Raw genomic sequence first — 16923 nt, 5'->3', positions numbered from 1 at the left:
TCTACTGATGAAAAATACATCTAAAAAATGGAAATGGTTTCTGTTGATAATCCCTGCACTGATGATTTTAGGAATTATCACGACTACTCTTGATGAGATGAAATCAAAGGATGGAATTTATTATCTGACAGTAAAAAATGAATCTACTAAAACAGCCTCACTAGATAAAACTTCATGGATTAAAATAGAAGGAGAGCAGATCACTGTGAAGGAAGGGAGTTCAGAACGTACTTACTCATATGATCCTGAAAATGATGAATTTGTTAGAGACTCAGAGAAGTACACTTGTTTGATACATGATGGGCTTCTAACCCTTTCAGGAGAACAGCCGCAAAAGGAATTACCTGAGTATGTCAGTCCAGATAGCAGTTGGTATTCAGCATATGAGAAAGGCCAAGTGAAGATGAAGGATTGAGGATGAGGGTCTGATATACTATTTAATAATTATTTTTTACTTGGTGAAGGTGGATAACAATAATACAAACATACTAGAGAGAGGCTAACCCCTCCCTTTTTTGCTATAATAGAGAGTATGAATAACTTGATTAAATCCAAGCTCGAGCTCTTGCCGACGAGTCCGGGCTGTTACATTCACAAAGACAAGAACGGTACCATCATCTATGTGGGGAAGGCCAAGAATCTTCGCAATCGGGTGCGTTCCTATTTCAGAGGGAGCCACGATACCAAGACAGAAGCGCTGGTATCTGAGATTGTGGATTTTGAATTTATCGTCACCGAGTCCAATATTGAGGCCTTGCTTCTTGAGATCAACCTCATCAAGGAGAACAAGCCCAAATACAATATCATGCTCAAGGACGACAAGTCTTATCCCTTCATCAAGATTACCAATGAGCGCTATCCGCGCCTCATCATCACGCGCCAGGTCAAAAAGGATGGTGGGCTCTATTTCGGTCCTTATCCAGACGTAGGAGCGGCCAATGAGATCAAGCGGCTTTTGGATCGGATTTTCCCATTCCGCAAGTGTACCAATCCACCTTCCAAGGTCTGCTTTTACTACCATTTAGGGCAATGTATGGCCCACACAGTCTGCCACAAGGACGAGGCTTATTTTAAGGGCATGGCCCAGGAGGTTTCTGATTTCCTCAAGGGGCAGGATGACAAGATTATCGATGAGCTCAAGCTCAAGATGACTACCGCTGCGCAAAACATGGAATTTGAGCGGGCAGCCGAGTATCGGGATCTGATCCAGGCTATTGGGACCCTGCGGACCAAACAGCGGGTCATGGCCAAGGATTTGCAGAACCGGGATGTCTTTGGCTACTACGTGGACAAGGGCTGGATGTGTGTGCAGGTCTTCTTTGTCCGTCAGGGCAAGCTGATCGAGCGCGACGTCAATCTCTTCCCTTACTATAATGATCCGGACGAGGATTTCTTGACCTATGTGGGGCAGTTTTACCAGGAGAAATCTCACCTGATCCCCAATGAAATCTTGATCCCTCAAGACATCGATGAGGAAGCGGTCAAGGCCCTAGTAGATACCAAGGTCCTTAAGCCCCAGCGTGGGGAGAAGAAGCAGTTGGTCAATCTGGCCATTAAGAATGCACGTGTCAGTCTGGAGCAGAAGTTCAATCTCCTTGAAAAATCGATGGAAAAGACCCAAGGTGCCATTGAAAATCTTGGAAAACTCCTGCAAATTCCAACTCCTGTGCGCATTGAGTCCTTTGACAACTCCAACATCATGGGGACCAGTCCAGTTTCAGCCATGGTGGTCTTTGTCAATGGGAAGCCAAGCAAAAAGGACTACCGCAAGTACAAGATCAAGACCGTCGTCGGACCAGATGACTATGCCAGCATGCGGGAGGTCATTCGCAGACGCTACAGCCGTGTCATGCGGGATGGCCTGACGCCACCTGATCTGATCGTTATCGATGGGGGTCAGGGCCAGGTTAATATCGCTAAACAGGTGATCCAAGAAGAGTTGGGGCTGGATATTCCCATTGCAGGCCTACAAAAGAATGACAAGCACCAGACCCATGAATTGCTCTTTGGCGATCCTCTCCAAATCATTGAACTTTCGCGCACCTCACAGGAATTTTTCCTCCTCCAACGGATCCAAGATGAAGTCCACCGTTTCGCCATCACATTTCACCGCCAGCTAAGGTCTAAGAATTCCTTCTCCTCCCAGCTGGACGGCATCGAAGGCTTGGGACCAAAACGCAAGCAGTTGCTGATGAAACACTTCAAATCACTGACCAAGATCAAAGAAGCTACTGTAGATGAGATCGTCACGGTCGGTATCCCACGACCAGTCGCGGAGGCAGTGCAAGCCAAGCTCCATCAAGGAAAGCAAGAAGAAGCAAGTCCCTTGGTGGAAGTGGCGGAGGATTCTGAACCATACCAATCATAAGGAGTTTATAATGAACAATAGAATCGCTATTTTATCTGATATTCACGGAGATACAAGAGCCCTTAAGGCAGTGATTGCGGATGCGCGTGCTCTAGGCGCGACGGAATTCTGGCTTTTAGGGGACATTTTACTTCCGGGTCCTGGAAGAGATGACCTTTTTGAATTGCTGGATGCGATACCTATTACAGCGGCTGTTCGTGGAAATTGGGATGATTGTGTCCTAGAGGCCTTGGATGGCGAGTACGGACTTGAGGATCCGCAGGAGATCCAACTTCTTCGCCTCACTCAGTACCTCATGGAAGGACTAGATCCCAAGCGGATCGATTGGCTTCGCTCCCTTCCATTGGTAGAGAAGAAGGAGGTCAATGGTATTCGCTTTTCACTAAGCCACAACTTGCCAGAAAAGAATTATGGTGGGGACTTGCGTCCGGCTAATGCGACGGAGAACTTTGACCAACTGCTGGATGACCAGACAGATATGGCCATCTACGGTCATGTCCACAAGCAGTTGCTTCGCTATGGCAGTCAGGGCCAGCAGATTCTTAATCCAGGAACCATTGGCATGCCTTATTTTGACTGGATGCCCCTACAAAACCATAGAGCCCAGTATGCGCTGATCGATGTTGAAGAAGATGGGGTGACCAACCTGCAATTTCGGAAGGTAGCCTATGACTATGAAGCAGAGCTCCAAGATGCCAAGGACAAGGAACTTCCTTTTATTGAAATGTACGAAGAATTGAGACGCGAGGATAACTATCGGGGCCATAATAGTGAGTTGCTAGCTAGCTTAAATGAGAAATACAACTATGCCAAGGAAGTAGCTGCCTATTTTGACCTTTCCAATGAATCCTAGGTGGATCTCTTGTGTATTTAACCTTTCCAAAAAGAGGCGGATCTTCAAAATGTCCGCTTCTTTTTTCACAATCTTGGGCTGTAAAACCCTGCAAGCTCTTTCATTTTGTGTTAAAATAGAGGTAATAGAATTAGAAAAGGAAGTTGACTATGAAATTCCTAGAACTCAACAAAAAACGTCATGCGATCAAGCATTTTACTGACCAGCCGGTCGATCCAAAGGATGTACGGACCGCTATTGAAATTGCGACCTTAGCTCCAAGTGCTCACAATAGCCAACCTTGGAAATTTGTGGTCGTTCGTCAAAAAAATGCAGAATTGGCAAAATTAGCCTATGGTGCAAACTACGATCAAGTCATGGAAGCCCCTGTGACCATCGCCCTCTTTACAGATACCGATTTGCAAAAACGGGCTCGCAAGATTGCGCGTGTCGGTGGGGTTAAGAACTTCACAGATGAGCAGTTGCAATACTTTATGCAAAATCTTCCTGCTGAATTTGCTCGCTATGATGTCCAACAAACAAGTGATTACTTGGCTTTGAATGCCGGTCTTGTGGCTATGAACTTGGTACTTGCTTTGACGGACCAAGGTATTGGAACCAATATTATCTTGGGATTTGATAAATCAAAAATCAATGAAGTATTGGACATTGAAGAGCGTTTCCGTCCAGAAGTCTTGATTACGGTCGGCTATGCTGCTGAGAAGGTAGAACCTAGCTACCGCTTGCCAGTAGACGAAATCATTGAAAAACGCTAAGCCATTCAGCAAATAGAAGATAGAGGAGGAATGCATGACAACAGTTGATTTTAAAGCAGAAGTAGAAAAACGTCGCGAAGAGATGATGGCTGACCTATACAGCCTTTTGGAAATCAATTCGGAACGTGATGACAGCAAGGCAGATGCAGAGCATCCTTTTGGACCTGGTCCTGTAAAAGCTCTTGAAAAATTCTTGGAAATTGCTAATCGTGATGGCTATGAGACCAAGAATGTGGACAATTATGCCGGTCACTTTACTTTTGGTGAAGGAGAAGAAGAGCTCGGGATCTTTGCCCATATGGACGTCGTGCCTGCAGGTAGTGGTTGGAAGACAGACCCTTACAAACCTGAAATTATCGATGGCAAGCTCTATGCGCGTGGCTCATCTGATGATAAAGGGCCTACAATGGCTTGCTACTATGGTTTGAAGATCATTAAAGACTTAGGACTTCCAGTTTCTAAGCGCGTGCGTTTTGTAGTCGGAACGGATGAAGAATCAGGTTGGGCTGACATGGACTACTATTTCAAACATGTCGGTCTTCCAGAGCCAGATTTTGGCTTCTCTCCAGATGCGGAATTCCCAATCATCAATGGGGAAAAAGGAAACATCACGGAGTACCTTCATTTTGGAAATGACAACACTGGGAAGGCTAAACTTCATAGCTTTACAGGTGGTCTTCGTGAAAACATGGTGCCAGAGTCTGCGACGGCAGTCGTTTCTGGACAACTTCCAGATCTTGCTGGCCTCTTAGATGCCTTTGCCAAGGAACACCAGCTTCAGTATGAAATCTCAACCGTGGATGAAGAAACCTATACCGTTACGATTATTGGGAAATCGGCTCACGGATCAACTCCTGAAGATGGAATCAATGGTGCAACCTACTTAGCGCTCTTGTTGAACCAATTTGATTTTGGTGGCGCTGCTAAGGCTTACCTTCATGTGACAGCTTCGCTTCTTCACGAAGATTTTGCCGGCGAAAAATTAGGTATTGCCCATACAGATGCCAAAATGGGACCATTGAGTATGAATGCAGGTGTCTTCCATTTTGATGAAAGCCAAGCAGACAATACCATTGCCCTCAATATCCGTTACCCTCAAGGAACAGATCCTGAAACCATCAAAGCCATCCTTGAAAAGATCGATGGAGTGGCTACAGTGAGTTTGTCAGCCCATGGTCACACACCTCACTATGTTCCGATGGATGATGAATTGGTATCCACTCTCTTGCGTGTTTATGAAAAACAAACTGGTCTCAAAGGACACGAACAAGTGATCGGTGGTGGTACCTTTGGTCGCCTCTTGAAACGTGGTGTTGCCTTTGGAGCTATGTTCCCAGATTATGTCAATACCATGCACCAAGCTAATGAATTCGCAGATGTTGAAGATCTCTATCGTGCAGCAGCTATTTACGCAGAAGCCATCTACGAATTAATCAAATAATCCACTACTCGGCCAGTTTTTCTGGCTGAGTTTTTCCATAGAAGGAGGACTTATGTCAAGGATTGAAACTATTAAACAAGCCATTATGATGGATCCTCAAAATAAAGCTTATACGGAAAGAGGAATCGAGCCACTCTTTGCAGCTCCAAAAACTGCTCGTATCAATATTATCGGACAGGCTCCTGGGATGAAGACGGAGGAAGCTGGGATTTACTGGAAGGATAAGAGTGGTGACCGCTTGCGCGAATGGTTAGGAGTTGACGAAGACACCTTTTACAATTCTGGTTTGTTTGCAGTTATTCCCATGGACTTTTATTTCCCAGGGCATGGAAAATCTGGTGACCTTCCCCCTCGCAAAGGTTTTGCGGAAAAGTGGCACCCTCAACTTCTCAAGGAGTGTCCGGATATTGAGTTGACCCTCCTGATTGGACAATATGCGCAAGCTTACTACCTTCATGAAAAGGTTAGTGGCAAGGTAACCGAACGGGTTCAGCATTTTAAGAACTATTTACCAACCTATTTTCCACTAGTTCATCCTTCCCCTCGCAATCAAATCTGGATGGCTAAGAATCCTTGGTTTGAGGCAGAGGTGGTGCCAGAATTGCAATCATTAGTACAAGAGATCATTCAAAAATAAAGGAGATCGGAGATGGATGCATACCAACAAGTTAAAGACAAATTGGAAGAACTCGGCATTTCATTTGATGTGGTGGAACACCCACCTGCATTCACAACTGAGCAGGCCGATTCTTACATTGAAGGCTTAGAAGGTGTCCGGACCAAGTCCATGTTTTTGACCAACAAGAAGAAAACCCAATTCTATCTCCTTATCATGGACGACAAGAAACCATTGGATATGGATGATTTCAAAGAGCAAGTGGAAGCCAACCGGATCCGCATGGCTTCAGCAGATTCTTTAGTTAAAAAAATGCAATTACCGCCAGGAACGGTTTCTCCATTTGGTTTATTAAACAATGAAGAAAAAGATATTCGAGTCTATTTCGATAAAGACATTGTGTCAGAGGAGATCATGACTTTCCATCCCAATACCAATGAAAAAACCATCTTTATTAAAACCCAAGACTTGTTCCGTTTTTTAGAGTCAATTAGCTTTAACTATGAAATTCTAACCCTTCCATAACATACCATATAGGAGAAATCATGAAAGAAATTCTATTTTCAAGCTTTTACCAAGCGTATCAAAAAGGAGATTTACACGTTCTTGATGTACGCGAGCAGGAGGAGTATGATGTGCTTCATTTAGATGGAGTTCGTCTTCTTCCCCTATCTGAGTTAGCAGATCGCTACCAAGAACTAGAGTTGGATCAGCCCTATTATGTCATCTGCAAGTCTGGTCGACGCTCAGCACGCGCATGCCAATTTTTAGAAGAGCAAGGCTATGATGTGACCAATGTCCAAGGTGGCATGGATGCATTTGAATCCTAAGAAACGACCTCTGAAAAGAGGCGTTTTTCTTTACTAATTTCCAAAAATGTATAGAATTTGTATGTTTTTCAAAAGATATTACAGGGATTTTCCAGTCTTTCATTGAAAATGGTTCAGAAATTTTGTATAATACCCTAGTATAAACAATAGTTAAGGAGATTCATTATGTCAAAACAAGATTGGCTGGATTATTTCGAAGCCGTAAATGGTCGTTCTGCTGGTGCAGAAGAAATTGCTCAAGCTCTGGCTGCAGGAGAATTTCAAGAAGAAGTAGTGGTTCCAGAAACCCCACAAGCCCCAGAATTTGTCGCAGCACCAACTGCTCCTGTGGAAGAACCAGTTGCTGCTCCACAAGCCCCAGAGTTTGTCGCAGCGCCAACTGCCCCTGTTGAAGAACCAGTCGCAACTCCTCAAGCTCCAGAATTTGTTGCAGCGCCAACTGCCCCTGTTGAAGAACCAGTCGCAGCGCCACAAGCCCCAGAATTTGTCGCAGCACCAACTGCACCTGTGGAAGAACCAGTCGCAGCTCCACAAGCTCCAGAGTTTGTCGCAGCGCCAACTGCTCCTGCAGAAGAACCAGTTGTAGCTCCAGTTCAAGAACCGGCTCCTCAGGCTGCTCCAACGAATGGACCTGCTTTCCAACAAGCTCCACAACAAGCCTACCAACAACCTACTCAAGCAGCTTATCAACAAGCTCCTTACCAAGGTCAACCAGGACAACCCTATCCTACCCAACCAAGTCAATTTGGTGTAGCCGTTGGGGGTTACTGGAATTGGTTCCTTTCAGCTTTGAAACGTCCAACAGCTGTAGAAAATCCAAAAGCTCTTAACGGAATTTTACAGTATGTCTTAACTGCCTTTGTCTTGACCCTATCAACTTTCTTCACTGCTAGTGGATTTACAGGCGGTTATGGAATGGATTTCCGTGCCTTTATGTTGACATTGATTTCCCTATTCTTTAGCGTTTACGCCTTCCAAGTAGCAGGATTCTTTGTTCGCCGTGTACTTCTTCAAGATAAGGAATACAGTTATGGTCGTTCATTTGAAGAATTTGGACGTTTGTCTGTTTACACTTTGCCACTTGCCCTCCTTGCTTTCCTAGTAGGTCTTGTAAAAGTTTATGAATTTTATGGCTTTGTAAACTTCCTTATTTTCTTCTTGTTCTTTGTTGGAACATGCTATGTTGTTCATCAAGGATTGAACAAGACAAGCTTTAAAGCAGATAAATTCTTGATTCTAGTAGCATCATCTTTTGTCTTGCTTCTCATTTCCATCTTTGTCATTTATGTGAATGCTCGTATTTTAGAACAAGTAGCCGTAGGATTTATTCCTAGTGCTCCAAATTTCTCTAACTTTGGATTCTAACAATATCACAAAACGGAAGGTGGGGGGACCCACTTTCCCTATTTTATAATGAGGGAGAAGAGATCCATGCAAAAGAAATGGGTTGAATTATTTGAAAAAGTGATCGGTCGCAAACCGTCACCAGAAGAGTTTATGGCTGGTAAAGCTTGTGGATTTGATTTGAAACAAATTCAGTCTATCGCAGGGAATGCCCCAGCAGAGGAAGTAGCTCCTGTTGAGGAACCAGTGGTTGAACCAGTTGAAGAAGTGAAGAATGTTGATCCACTTCTAGCAGCTCGTCAGGCTTGGTTGCAACATTTTGAAGAAACCTATGGGCGCAAGCCAAGTGCAGAAGAATTTACCGCGGCTAAAAGTCAAAACTTTGAGTTTTTTGTAGGACCTGTGCCTGAAGCAGAATTTGCGAACCCAGATGCAACAGAAGTAACACAGGAATATGTGCCTCAACAGCCGACTCAAGCGTATACGGCTCCACTTGCTGCTGAGCAAACGCAGGTCTTTGCTGGTCCAAATGTTACAGAAGCAGCTCCAGCTCAGAAAAAACAAAAGGCTCCTAAAACGAAGGGTGGAAAGAAACTTTCCAAGAAGAAAATTGGGATTATTTCTGCTATTGCAGTCCTTGTGATCGCTTTGGTAGCAGCCTTCTTTTACTTTCAGTCAACAACGCGTGTCGAAGTAACTGCAGATAAATTCATCAAGGCAGTGGACACCAAGGATTATCGCGAAGCAGCAGATCTGCTTTCAACCGATAACGATAAATGGACAAAGGATGAAGCCGAAAGCTTTATTACCAGCATGGAAGATCAAGGGGTCGATATCGGCACAGAGTTGAACAAGATCATTGATAATGATGGAGAAGGCAGCTATACGGATAAATCTGGAAACAAGATCTTTGGTTTGGAAAAAGCGGACAAGAAATTTGGGATCTTCCAAGAATATCGTGTGGCCAGCTATCCAGTGCAAGTCAAGGTCAAGACCAATTTGGACCAAGCCAAACTCAAAGTGGCTGCCAATAAAACGGTGACCTTGAAGAAAGATGCAGTGACAGACCTTGGTTCTTTCCATTACAATACAAAAGAAATGGAATTGACTGCTAAAACTGAAGTCGGAAATGTTACTTCTAAGATCCATCTCAATCCTAAAAAAGCAACCAAGAATAATTTAGAATTGCAGTTGAATTCTGAAAAACGCAATTTAGAAGTTGAGTTCCCAGATGAGGTTGAAAACCCAACGGATGTGAAGGTTGTGGTCAACGGCAAAGAAGTCGGAACCAGCACGACCTTTGAGGTAGATAGCATCCCTTATCAAGAAATTGAAGTACATGCCGTCTTCAATATGAATGGGGAAACCTACACAACTGAAAAGGCTAAGGTGACGATTGAAGAGGGTGAGAACGATCCAATCGAACTCAAACTAGCCAAAGATACCTTAAAACGCATCAAGAGTGCTCAAGATGCTAAGAAAGCGCAAGCAGCCAAAGAAGAACAAAATCGGACCTTGGCAGAAGAGTTCTTGAAAGAGTACCGCGACGCTGTCTTTAGCTCCGTTTCAAATCGAAATAACACTTACTCTAAATACTATGACACACAAAGTCAAGCCTACAAAGACATGGTAGAATTCACAACTGGTGATGGTGTTCGAAAGGCTAAAATTGACTACTATACTCCAGGAGCTTTGGATATTCAAAGTGTCACTGAAGAAAATGGTGTGGTGACCATCAAGACTTATGAAGACTTTACCGTGCATTATACAGATAGTCATCCAGATTCACAAAACCGCAAGTACAAGACCTACACCTTGAAAAAAGTAGGTGCAAGTTATGTGATTACGGATATTGTCGTAACAAAAGAATCATAGGAGATTCCCCATGAAAGCAAGATTTTCCAAATTAACGTTGGTGACAGTTGCCTTGTTAACCCTGACAGCTTGCTCCCAATCTCAATCCAGCAGTTCAGCATCCTCTTCAAAAGAAGAAACCAAGCAAACGCAAACCAAGTCTTCCAAAGAAATGTCTGCTGCAAAGGATACGTCAAAAGAGACTGGCAAAGAAGAGTCGTCAAAAGCTGGTAAGTCAGATGTGAAAGTGGACTCTGGTGTTAGCTACAATGGTTCTTATTATAGTGTTAAAGGAAAATATGGTGAGGTGATGATCGCCAACAAACATTATCCTTTGGCGCCGGACTTTAACCCAGGTGAAGATCCTGAAGCTGTTTCGGCCCTTCATGAATTGATTGCAGCCATGCAGGCAGAGGGTTATCCGATCAGTGACCAATATAGTGGTTTTCGTAGCTACGATACCCAAGTTGGACTCTATCAAAACTATGTCAATCAAGATGGTCAAGAAGCCGCAGATCGTTATTCCGCAAGACCAGGCTATAGTGAACACCAAACTGGTTTGACCTTTGATTTGATCGATACTAGTGGTAATCTGGTGACAGAACCTGGACCAAGTAAGTGGTTGCTCAAGAATGCCGCTAAATATGGCTTTGTGGTTCGTTACCAAGAAGGAAAAGAAAAAGTAACAGGCTACATGCCAGAAAGCTGGCATCTCCGCTATATCGGAAAAGAAGCACAAGATATCGCTGATTCAGGCTTGAGTCTGGAAGAATACTATGGCTTCACTGGCGGAGATTACGTTGATAAATAAGAAAAGGCTGGGATTTTAATCCCAACCTTTTTTATCGTATTGTTTTTAGAAATGCATCTAGCTCTTTTTGATTCTTGAGAGAGATAAATTTGTCTGGATAGGTTTGGCTGACAGTCCGATAGCGTATGACCTGTCTGGCTTGGCGACCGTCCCAAAGGATCCAACGGATGAATTCCCAGTCAAAGCGTTCAGGGCAGCCTGCTGCCATACTCTCGCGAACGCGTCCCTTATAACGGCGGAATCGTTTCCAGGCTCTATAGAGGCAGTTCCAACGAGAGAAATTGAGAAAGATAATGTGGTCTGCTTGCTCCATTCTTTCCTCATAGCAACACCATGAATAATTTCCATCAATGACCCAGTCTCTATTAGCGCTGAGAAACTGTTTCATCTGTCCCTCCATCCAATCCCGTTCACTGTCTATCCAGCCGGGTTGAAATTGGAGGGTATCCATATGAAGCTTGGGGATGGAGTAGTAGCGAGATAAGGCTCCAGCCAAGGTAGATTTTCCAGATCCAGAATAGCCGATAATAACAATTTTCATAAGCACCTCTCAAAAATTTAGGAACAAAAAAAGCTCCGGAGAGCTTGATTTTTATGCTGTTCTTGATTAACCAAGTTTCGCTGCAAGACGTGCTTTATCACGGCTAGCTTTGTTCTTGTGGATCAAACCTTTAGTTTCTGCTTTATCGATAGCTGAGCTAGCAGCGCGGTAAAGTTCTTCAGATGGGTTTGCTTCAAAAGCTTTGATTGCAGTACGCATAGCTGATTTTTGAGCTGAGTTTTTTTCGTTTTGTTTAACGTTCAATTCAGCGCGTTTGATAGCTGATTTAATGTTTGCCAAGTTATTCACCTCCATTGATAATCTAACTATCTCATTATATATGAAAAGTTATGATTTGACAAGCCTAAAATAGCTTTTCCTTAAAAAAGTACCGGTAAAAGGCCATTTTCTCTAGCGTTTGAGATAAATGTCGTCGATTTCATGGTTGGTTGCCTTATGGAGAATCAGATCAGCCCGGTTACGGGTTGGTTGAATGTAATGTTGCAAGTTGACTAAATTAATGGATTCCCAGACCTGATGGGCCATGCTTAAAACTTCTTCTAGGGGTTGCTCTGTAAATCGATAGTAGTAGTTATTGGGATCATTCTGAGCTAATGCCAGGAGTTTTTGGAAGCGATCGATATACCAAGATTCGATATCATCGACTGCGGCATCCACATAGATTGAAAAATCAAAGAAATCGGTCATATAGAGACTGTCATTTTGTGGATTTTGAAAGACATTGATTCCTTCTACAATGACAAAATCAGCCGGTAAAATCGTTTGCTTCTCATCTGGGACAATATCGTAAATTTCGTGGGAATAGACAGGGATTTCTACATTTTTGTTGTTTTTGATTTGGTTGAGAAAATCAAGAAGCAATTCCATGTCATAGCTTTCAGGAAATCCTTTTCGATTGAGGAGCTCTTGTTCTTTTAAGATAGCATTTGGATAGAGAAAGCCATCTGTTGTCACCAATTCTACGGTCGAGCCTTCGAAGGTCCGCGAAAGTAAGATTTGGAGAAGACGGCTAGTAGTCGATTTCCCAACAGCGACACTCCCAGAAACCCCAATGATAAAGGGTTGACGTTCACTGGTTTTTTGAAGAAAAATTCCTTTTGAGAAGGCCAAATCTTCTTTGGAACGCTTGTATATTCCGATCAAGTTTGTCAAAGGCAGGTAGACGTCACGCACATCCTGGAGGTTGATGCGGTCGTTAAAGCTTTTAATAGAATTAAGCTCTGTTTGAGAGAGAGGCGGGGTGGTTTTGCGATGCAAATTTTGCCAGGTTTCCCGATTGATTTTTTCAAAATGTAGAAATTCTTTATCCATATGTCACTCCTATTGTAGTCTTTAGTATACCAATTTTTAGAGGCCATGTAAACGATTTAAAAAAGGAGTGAATTATGATAAAATAACCTTATGAGTAAAATGTATTTCGATGTAAACCCAGATGCAGCCCATGATATTCATGATCTGGCTGTTGTTTTATTGGGGCAAAAGATGAATTTCTATACGGACGCGGGCGTCTTTAGTAAAAAAATGATTGATTATGGAAGCCAGGTGCTCTTATCAACCCTGGATTTTCAAGAAGGAGAAAGTGTCCTCGATGTTGGCTGTGGCTATGGTCCGATCGGCCTCTCTCTAGCTAAAGCCCAGGGAGTCGCTGTGACCATGGTCGATGTTAATGAGCGGGCGCTGGACTTGGCTAAGAAAAATGCCAGCCGAAACGGTGTTGAAGCTCAGATCTTTTCTTCGGATGTCTATGAAGCAGTAGAAGGGGTCTTTGACCATGTGATCAGTAATCCTCCGATCCGAGCTGGTAAGAAAGTGGTTCACCAAGTAATCACCGGCAGTTTTGAACATTTGAAACCAGGTGGAGACTTGACTATTGTCATTCAGAAAAAACAAGGGGCTCCAAGTGCTAAGGCCAAGATGGAAGAGAAGTTTGGCAATTGTGAGACAGTAAAAAAAGACAAAGGCTATTATATTTTAAGAAGTGAGAAAGAATCATGAGAGCAGTAGATATCATTCAGAAAAAAAGAGATGGTCTTGCTTTAAACAAGGAAGAAATTGAATGGCTGATTGAGGGCTATGTGGCTGGAACAGTACCAGATTACCAAATGTCTGCTTTTGCTATGGCCGTTTATTTTAAAGGGATGACGACGGAAGAAATTTCTCATATGACCATGAAGATGGTCCAAACAGGGCAACAGTTTGATCTGTCAGCTATTCCAGGGATCAAGGTGGACAAACACTCGACTGGTGGTGTTGGAGATAAGGTGACCTTGGTCTTGGTGCCTTTGGTTGCAAGTTTCGGAGTGCCGGTTGCTAAAATGAGTGGTCGTGGCTTAGGCCACACAGGTGGGACCATCGATAAGTTGGAATCCATTAAAGATTTCCAAATTGAACGGACCCAAGAGGAATTTATCCAGCAGGTTCAGGAGATTGGCTTATCGGTTATTGGTCAATCCGACCAACTTGTGAAGGCAGACAAACTCTTGTATGCTCTGCGTGATGTGACAGCGACAGTGGATACCATTCCTTTGATTGCTAGCTCCGTCATGAGTAAGAAAATCGCTGCTGGTGCGGATGCTATTCTTTTGGACGTGACGGTGGGCGAGGGTGCCTTCATGAAGAATATTGAGGATGCTCGTCGCTTAGCACGTACCATGGTGGATCTTGGAAATGCAGTGGGTCGGAAAACTATCGCTGTCATTACAGACATGAGCCAACCTTTGGGAACTAGCATTGGCAATCGTTTAGAGATTTTGGAAGCCTTGGATATTCTAAAAGGACAGGGACGCGCTGATGTGACAGAGTTTATTTGTGAATTAGCGCAAATCATGTTGAAATTAGCCAATGTAGATCAATCGATTGAAGCCATCCATGAACACTTGAGCAATGGACAAGCCTTAGCGAAGTTTGAAGAAATGGTCGTGGCTCAAGGTGGAGACTTAGAAGATTTGCATCGTCCCGTTAAAGTGGATAAGGTCCTTGAAGTAACAGCGGACAAAGATGGCGTCATTGCTGCTTTACCTGCCATGGAGTTTGGTTTGTTTGCTATGCGGCTGGGTGCTGGTCGTGCTGTCAAATCGGATCCCCTCGATTATGAAACAGGGATTGTGTTTGACAAAAAAGTGGGAGAGCACGTCAAAAAAGGGGAACGCATTGCCCGCATTTTCATGAATGAAAAAAATTCACAAGAAAGAGTTACAGAATTCAAAAAAAATGTTAAAATACTAGAAAGGGCTGAAAGCGTTAAAGAAATTATTGAAATAATATCTTAAGCAGCTCAGGAGATTGTATGAAGTTAAATAAATATATCGATCACACTCTTTTAAAACCAGATGCACAACAAGAACAGATCGAAAAGCTGATCGAAGAAGCCAAGGCTTATGATTTTGCGAGTGTCTGTGTGAACCCGACATGGGTGAATTTTGCGGCTGAGGGCTTGCGCGATTCAGATGTTAAAGTTTGTACCGTCATTGGTTTTCCTTTAGGAGCAAATACACCATTTGTCAAAGCGTGTGAAACAAAAAATGCGATTCAAAATGGTGCTGATGAGATTGACATGGTCATTAATATCGGGGCTCTTAAGTCTAAGAATTTAGCACTAGTTGAGGAAGATATCCAAGCTGTAGTCGAAGCGAGCGGTGATAAGCTGGTCAAAGTCATCATTGAGACTTGTCTCTTAACCGATGATGAAAAGATCGTTGTTTGTCAAATTGCTAAGTTAGCTGGCGCAGACTTTGTGAAGACTTCAACTGGCTTCTCAACTGGAGGAGCAACGGTAGAAGATGTAGCCTTAATGCGTCAAACTGTTGGACCCGACATGGGTGTTAAGGCTTCTGGTGGTGCTCGCTCTTATGAAGATGCTCTTGCTTTTATCGAAGCAGGTGCGACCCGTATCGGGACTTCTTCTGGTGTAGCCATCATGGAAGGAAAGGTGGCTCATGGCGACTACTGAGTTGATTGACTTAGCAGTTGAAGTGAGTCAACAAGCCTATGTGCCTTACTCTCATTTCCCAATTGGAGCTGTACTGCTAACGAAGGATGGAGAAATCTATACAGGTGTCAATATCGAAAATGCCAGTTTTGGTTTGACCAACTGTGGAGAACGGACAGCCATTTTTAAAGCTGTTTCTGAAGGAGCTCGCGAGTTTCAAGAACTCATTATCTACGGGCAAACAGAAAAGCCCATCTCTCCATGTGGTGCTTGTCGCCAGGTCATGGCTGAATTTTTTGAGCCAGACCTTCCTGTAACCTTAGTATCTAAAGATAAATCGACGGTCGTGATGACGGTCAAGGAATTACTTCCATATTCCTTTACAGACTTGACTTAATAGGTCTGTGAGGCGGTCTTTTGACCCTTTCAATACTTCGCAACAATGTTGCACAATAATTTAGGAGGTTCAGTAATGAACAAGAAACAATGGCTAGGCCTTGGTCTAGTAACTGTCGCTGCTATCGGACTTGCAGCATGTGGAAATCGTGCGTCTAAAAAAGATAGCGCTAACTCAGAATCAAAAACTGATTTGAAAGCTGCTATCGTTACCGATACTGGTGGTGTGGATGACAAATCATTCAACCAATCTGCTTGGGAAGGTTTGCAAGCTTGGGGGAAAGAAAACGGTCTTTCTAAAGGGAACGGATTTGACTACTTCCAATCAACAGATGAATCTCAATATGCGACAAACCTTGATGAAGCTGTTTCTAACGACTACAAATTGATCTTTGGTGTTGGTTTTGCCTTGCGTGATGCAGTAGAAAAAGCGGCTTCTGACAACGAAGAAACAAACTTTGTTATCATTGACGACCGTATTGAAGGTAAAAAGAACGTAGCATCTGCTGTCTTTGCCGACAACGAAGCTGGTTACCTTGCTGGTATCGCTGCTGCGAAAACTACAAAAACTAAACAAGTTGGTTTTGTAGGTGGTATGGAAAGTGAAGTTATCACTCGTTTCCGCGCTGGATTTGAAGCTGGTGTTAAATCTGTTGACCCATCTATCAAAGTTCAAGTAGACTACGCTGGTTCATTCGGTGACGCTGCTAAAGGTAAAACAATTGCTGCTGCACAATACGCTGCAGGTGCAGACGTTATCTACCAAGTAGCTGGTGGTACTGGAGCAGGTGTCTTCTCTGAAGCAAAAGACTTGAACGAGAAGAAAAATGAAGACGAAAAAGTTTGGGTTCTTGGTGTTGACCGTGACCAAAAAGCTGAAGGTGAATACACTTCTAAAGATGGTAAAAAATCTAACTTTGTCTTGGCTTCAAGCTTGAAGAAAGTCGGAGAATCTGTAAAAGACTTGGCTAAGAAAGCTGCTGACGGTAAATTCCCTGGCGGTAAAGTGATTACTTATAGCTTGAAAGATGGTGGAGTTGATTTGACAACTGACAACCTTTCTGCAGATGCTAAAAAAGCTGTCGAAGATGCCAAAGCTAAAATCCTTGATGGATCTCTTAAAGTTCCTGAAAAATAATATTTGATTGGGCGGCCCTCCCTTTAA

19 protein-coding genes are annotated in these 16923 nt (G+C 43.4%); 16 read left to right on the top strand and 3 right to left on the bottom strand.

All coding sequences use genetic code 11. The features are described from left to right. Positions 1-7: 7 nt before the first annotated feature. The 11 genes from O3602_RS00675 (at position 8) to ldcB (ending at position 10872) form a co-directional block, all read left to right on the top strand. A complete protein-coding gene (locus tag O3602_RS00675) occupies positions 8-415 on the top strand; it encodes a hypothetical protein (protein ID WP_371610943.1) in 408 nt (135 codons plus the stop codon). 117 nt (positions 416-532) lie between these two features. Beyond that, positions 533-2368: an excinuclease ABC subunit UvrC gene (gene uvrC, locus O3602_RS00670; RefSeq protein ID WP_049498260.1), complete on the top strand. Its 1836-nt coding sequence runs from the start codon at positions 533-535 to the stop codon at positions 2366-2368. 10 nt (positions 2369-2378) lie between these two features. After that, positions 2379-3221, top strand: a complete 843-nt coding sequence (locus O3602_RS00665) for a metallophosphoesterase (RefSeq protein ID WP_371610942.1) — start codon at positions 2379-2381, stop codon at positions 3219-3221. A 149-nt stretch (positions 3222-3370) separates the two neighbouring features. Further along, entirely contained in the window at positions 3371-3976 is a 606-nt protein-coding gene (locus tag O3602_RS00660) for a nitroreductase family protein (protein ID WP_155126036.1), read from the top strand. Positions 3977-4010: 34 nt separating this feature from the next. Beyond that, positions 4011-5417: a dipeptidase PepV gene (gene pepV, locus O3602_RS00655; protein WP_155126034.1), complete on the top strand. Its 1407-nt coding sequence runs from the start codon at positions 4011-4013 to the stop codon at positions 5415-5417. 52 nt (positions 5418-5469) lie between these two features. Then, a complete protein-coding gene (locus tag O3602_RS00650) occupies positions 5470-6054 on the top strand; it encodes a uracil-DNA glycosylase family protein (protein WP_155126023.1) in 585 nt (194 codons plus the stop codon). 12 nt (positions 6055-6066) lie between these two features. Further along, positions 6067-6558: a prolyl-tRNA synthetase associated domain-containing protein gene (locus tag O3602_RS00645; RefSeq protein WP_155126021.1), complete on the top strand. Its 492-nt coding sequence runs from the start codon at positions 6067-6069 to the stop codon at positions 6556-6558. Positions 6559-6578: 20 nt separating this feature from the next. Next, positions 6579-6863, top strand: coding sequence for a rhodanese-like domain-containing protein (locus O3602_RS00640; RefSeq protein ID WP_070587312.1), 285 nt, complete (start codon positions 6579-6581; stop codon positions 6861-6863). Positions 6864-7028: 165 nt separating this feature from the next. Beyond that, on the top strand, positions 7029-8228 hold the full coding sequence (locus O3602_RS00635; RefSeq protein WP_371610941.1) for a DUF6574 domain-containing protein: 1200 nt from the start codon (positions 7029-7031) through the stop codon (positions 8226-8228). Between the two features lie 66 nt (positions 8229-8294). After that, complete coding sequence (locus O3602_RS00630) at positions 8295-10082, top strand: hypothetical protein (RefSeq protein ID WP_371610940.1); 1788 nt, start codon at positions 8295-8297, stop codon at positions 10080-10082. A 10-nt stretch (positions 10083-10092) separates the two neighbouring features. Further along, positions 10093-10872, top strand: coding sequence for an LD-carboxypeptidase LdcB/DacB (gene ldcB / locus O3602_RS00625; protein ID WP_371610939.1), 780 nt, complete (start codon positions 10093-10095; stop codon positions 10870-10872). A 31-nt stretch (positions 10873-10903) separates the two neighbouring features. On the opposite strand, the gene O3602_RS00620 is transcribed toward ldcB, so the two are convergent. The 3 genes from O3602_RS00620 to coaA form a co-directional block, all read right to left on the bottom strand. Next, positions 10904-11413 (bottom strand): DNA topology modulation protein, encoded by a 510-nt coding sequence (locus tag O3602_RS00620; RefSeq protein ID WP_371610938.1) that lies wholly within the window; start codon positions 11411-11413, stop codon positions 10904-10906. A 66-nt stretch (positions 11414-11479) separates the two neighbouring features. Next, positions 11480-11728, bottom strand: coding sequence for a 30S ribosomal protein S20 (gene rpsT, locus O3602_RS00615; RefSeq protein ID WP_003007640.1), 249 nt, complete (start codon positions 11726-11728; stop codon positions 11480-11482). A gap of 96 nt (positions 11729-11824) precedes the next feature. Next, complete coding sequence (gene coaA, locus O3602_RS00610) at positions 11825-12745, bottom strand: type I pantothenate kinase (RefSeq protein ID WP_371610937.1); 921 nt, start codon at positions 12743-12745, stop codon at positions 11825-11827. Between the two features lie 90 nt (positions 12746-12835). Here coaA and O3602_RS00605 point away from each other — a divergent pair, with 90 nt between their 5' ends. The 5 genes from O3602_RS00605 to O3602_RS00585 all read left to right on the top strand — a co-directional run bounded on the left by O3602_RS00605 (position 12836) and on the right by O3602_RS00585 (position 16896). Beyond that, positions 12836-13429 carry a class I SAM-dependent methyltransferase gene (locus O3602_RS00605; protein WP_037606319.1) on the top strand — a complete coding sequence of 198 codons (594 nt, stop codon included), beginning with the start codon at positions 12836-12838 and terminating at the stop codon, positions 13427-13429. After that, positions 13426-14703, top strand: coding sequence for a pyrimidine-nucleoside phosphorylase (locus O3602_RS00600; RefSeq protein WP_371610936.1), 1278 nt, complete (start codon positions 13426-13428; stop codon positions 14701-14703). Before O3602_RS00605 ends, O3602_RS00600 begins: the two co-directional genes overlap by 4 nt. 17 nt (positions 14704-14720) lie before the next feature. Next, positions 14721-15383, top strand: coding sequence for a deoxyribose-phosphate aldolase (gene deoC, locus O3602_RS00595; RefSeq protein ID WP_003011451.1), 663 nt, complete (start codon positions 14721-14723; stop codon positions 15381-15383). Next, complete coding sequence (locus O3602_RS00590) at positions 15370-15759, top strand: cytidine deaminase (protein ID WP_003007631.1); 390 nt, start codon at positions 15370-15372, stop codon at positions 15757-15759. The genes deoC and O3602_RS00590 overlap by 14 nt, the downstream gene beginning before the upstream one ends. 75 nt (positions 15760-15834) lie before the next feature. After that, positions 15835-16896, top strand: a complete 1062-nt coding sequence (locus tag O3602_RS00585; RefSeq protein ID WP_003001669.1) for a BMP family protein — start codon at positions 15835-15837, stop codon at positions 16894-16896. Positions 16897-16923 lie beyond the last annotated feature (27 nt).

This window comes from Streptococcus sp. 27098_8_186, assembly GCF_041432055.1.
Classification (GTDB): domain Bacteria; phylum Bacillota; class Bacilli; order Lactobacillales; family Streptococcaceae; genus Streptococcus; species Streptococcus dentalis.
This window is presented reverse-complemented; position numbering and strand designations above follow the sequence as displayed.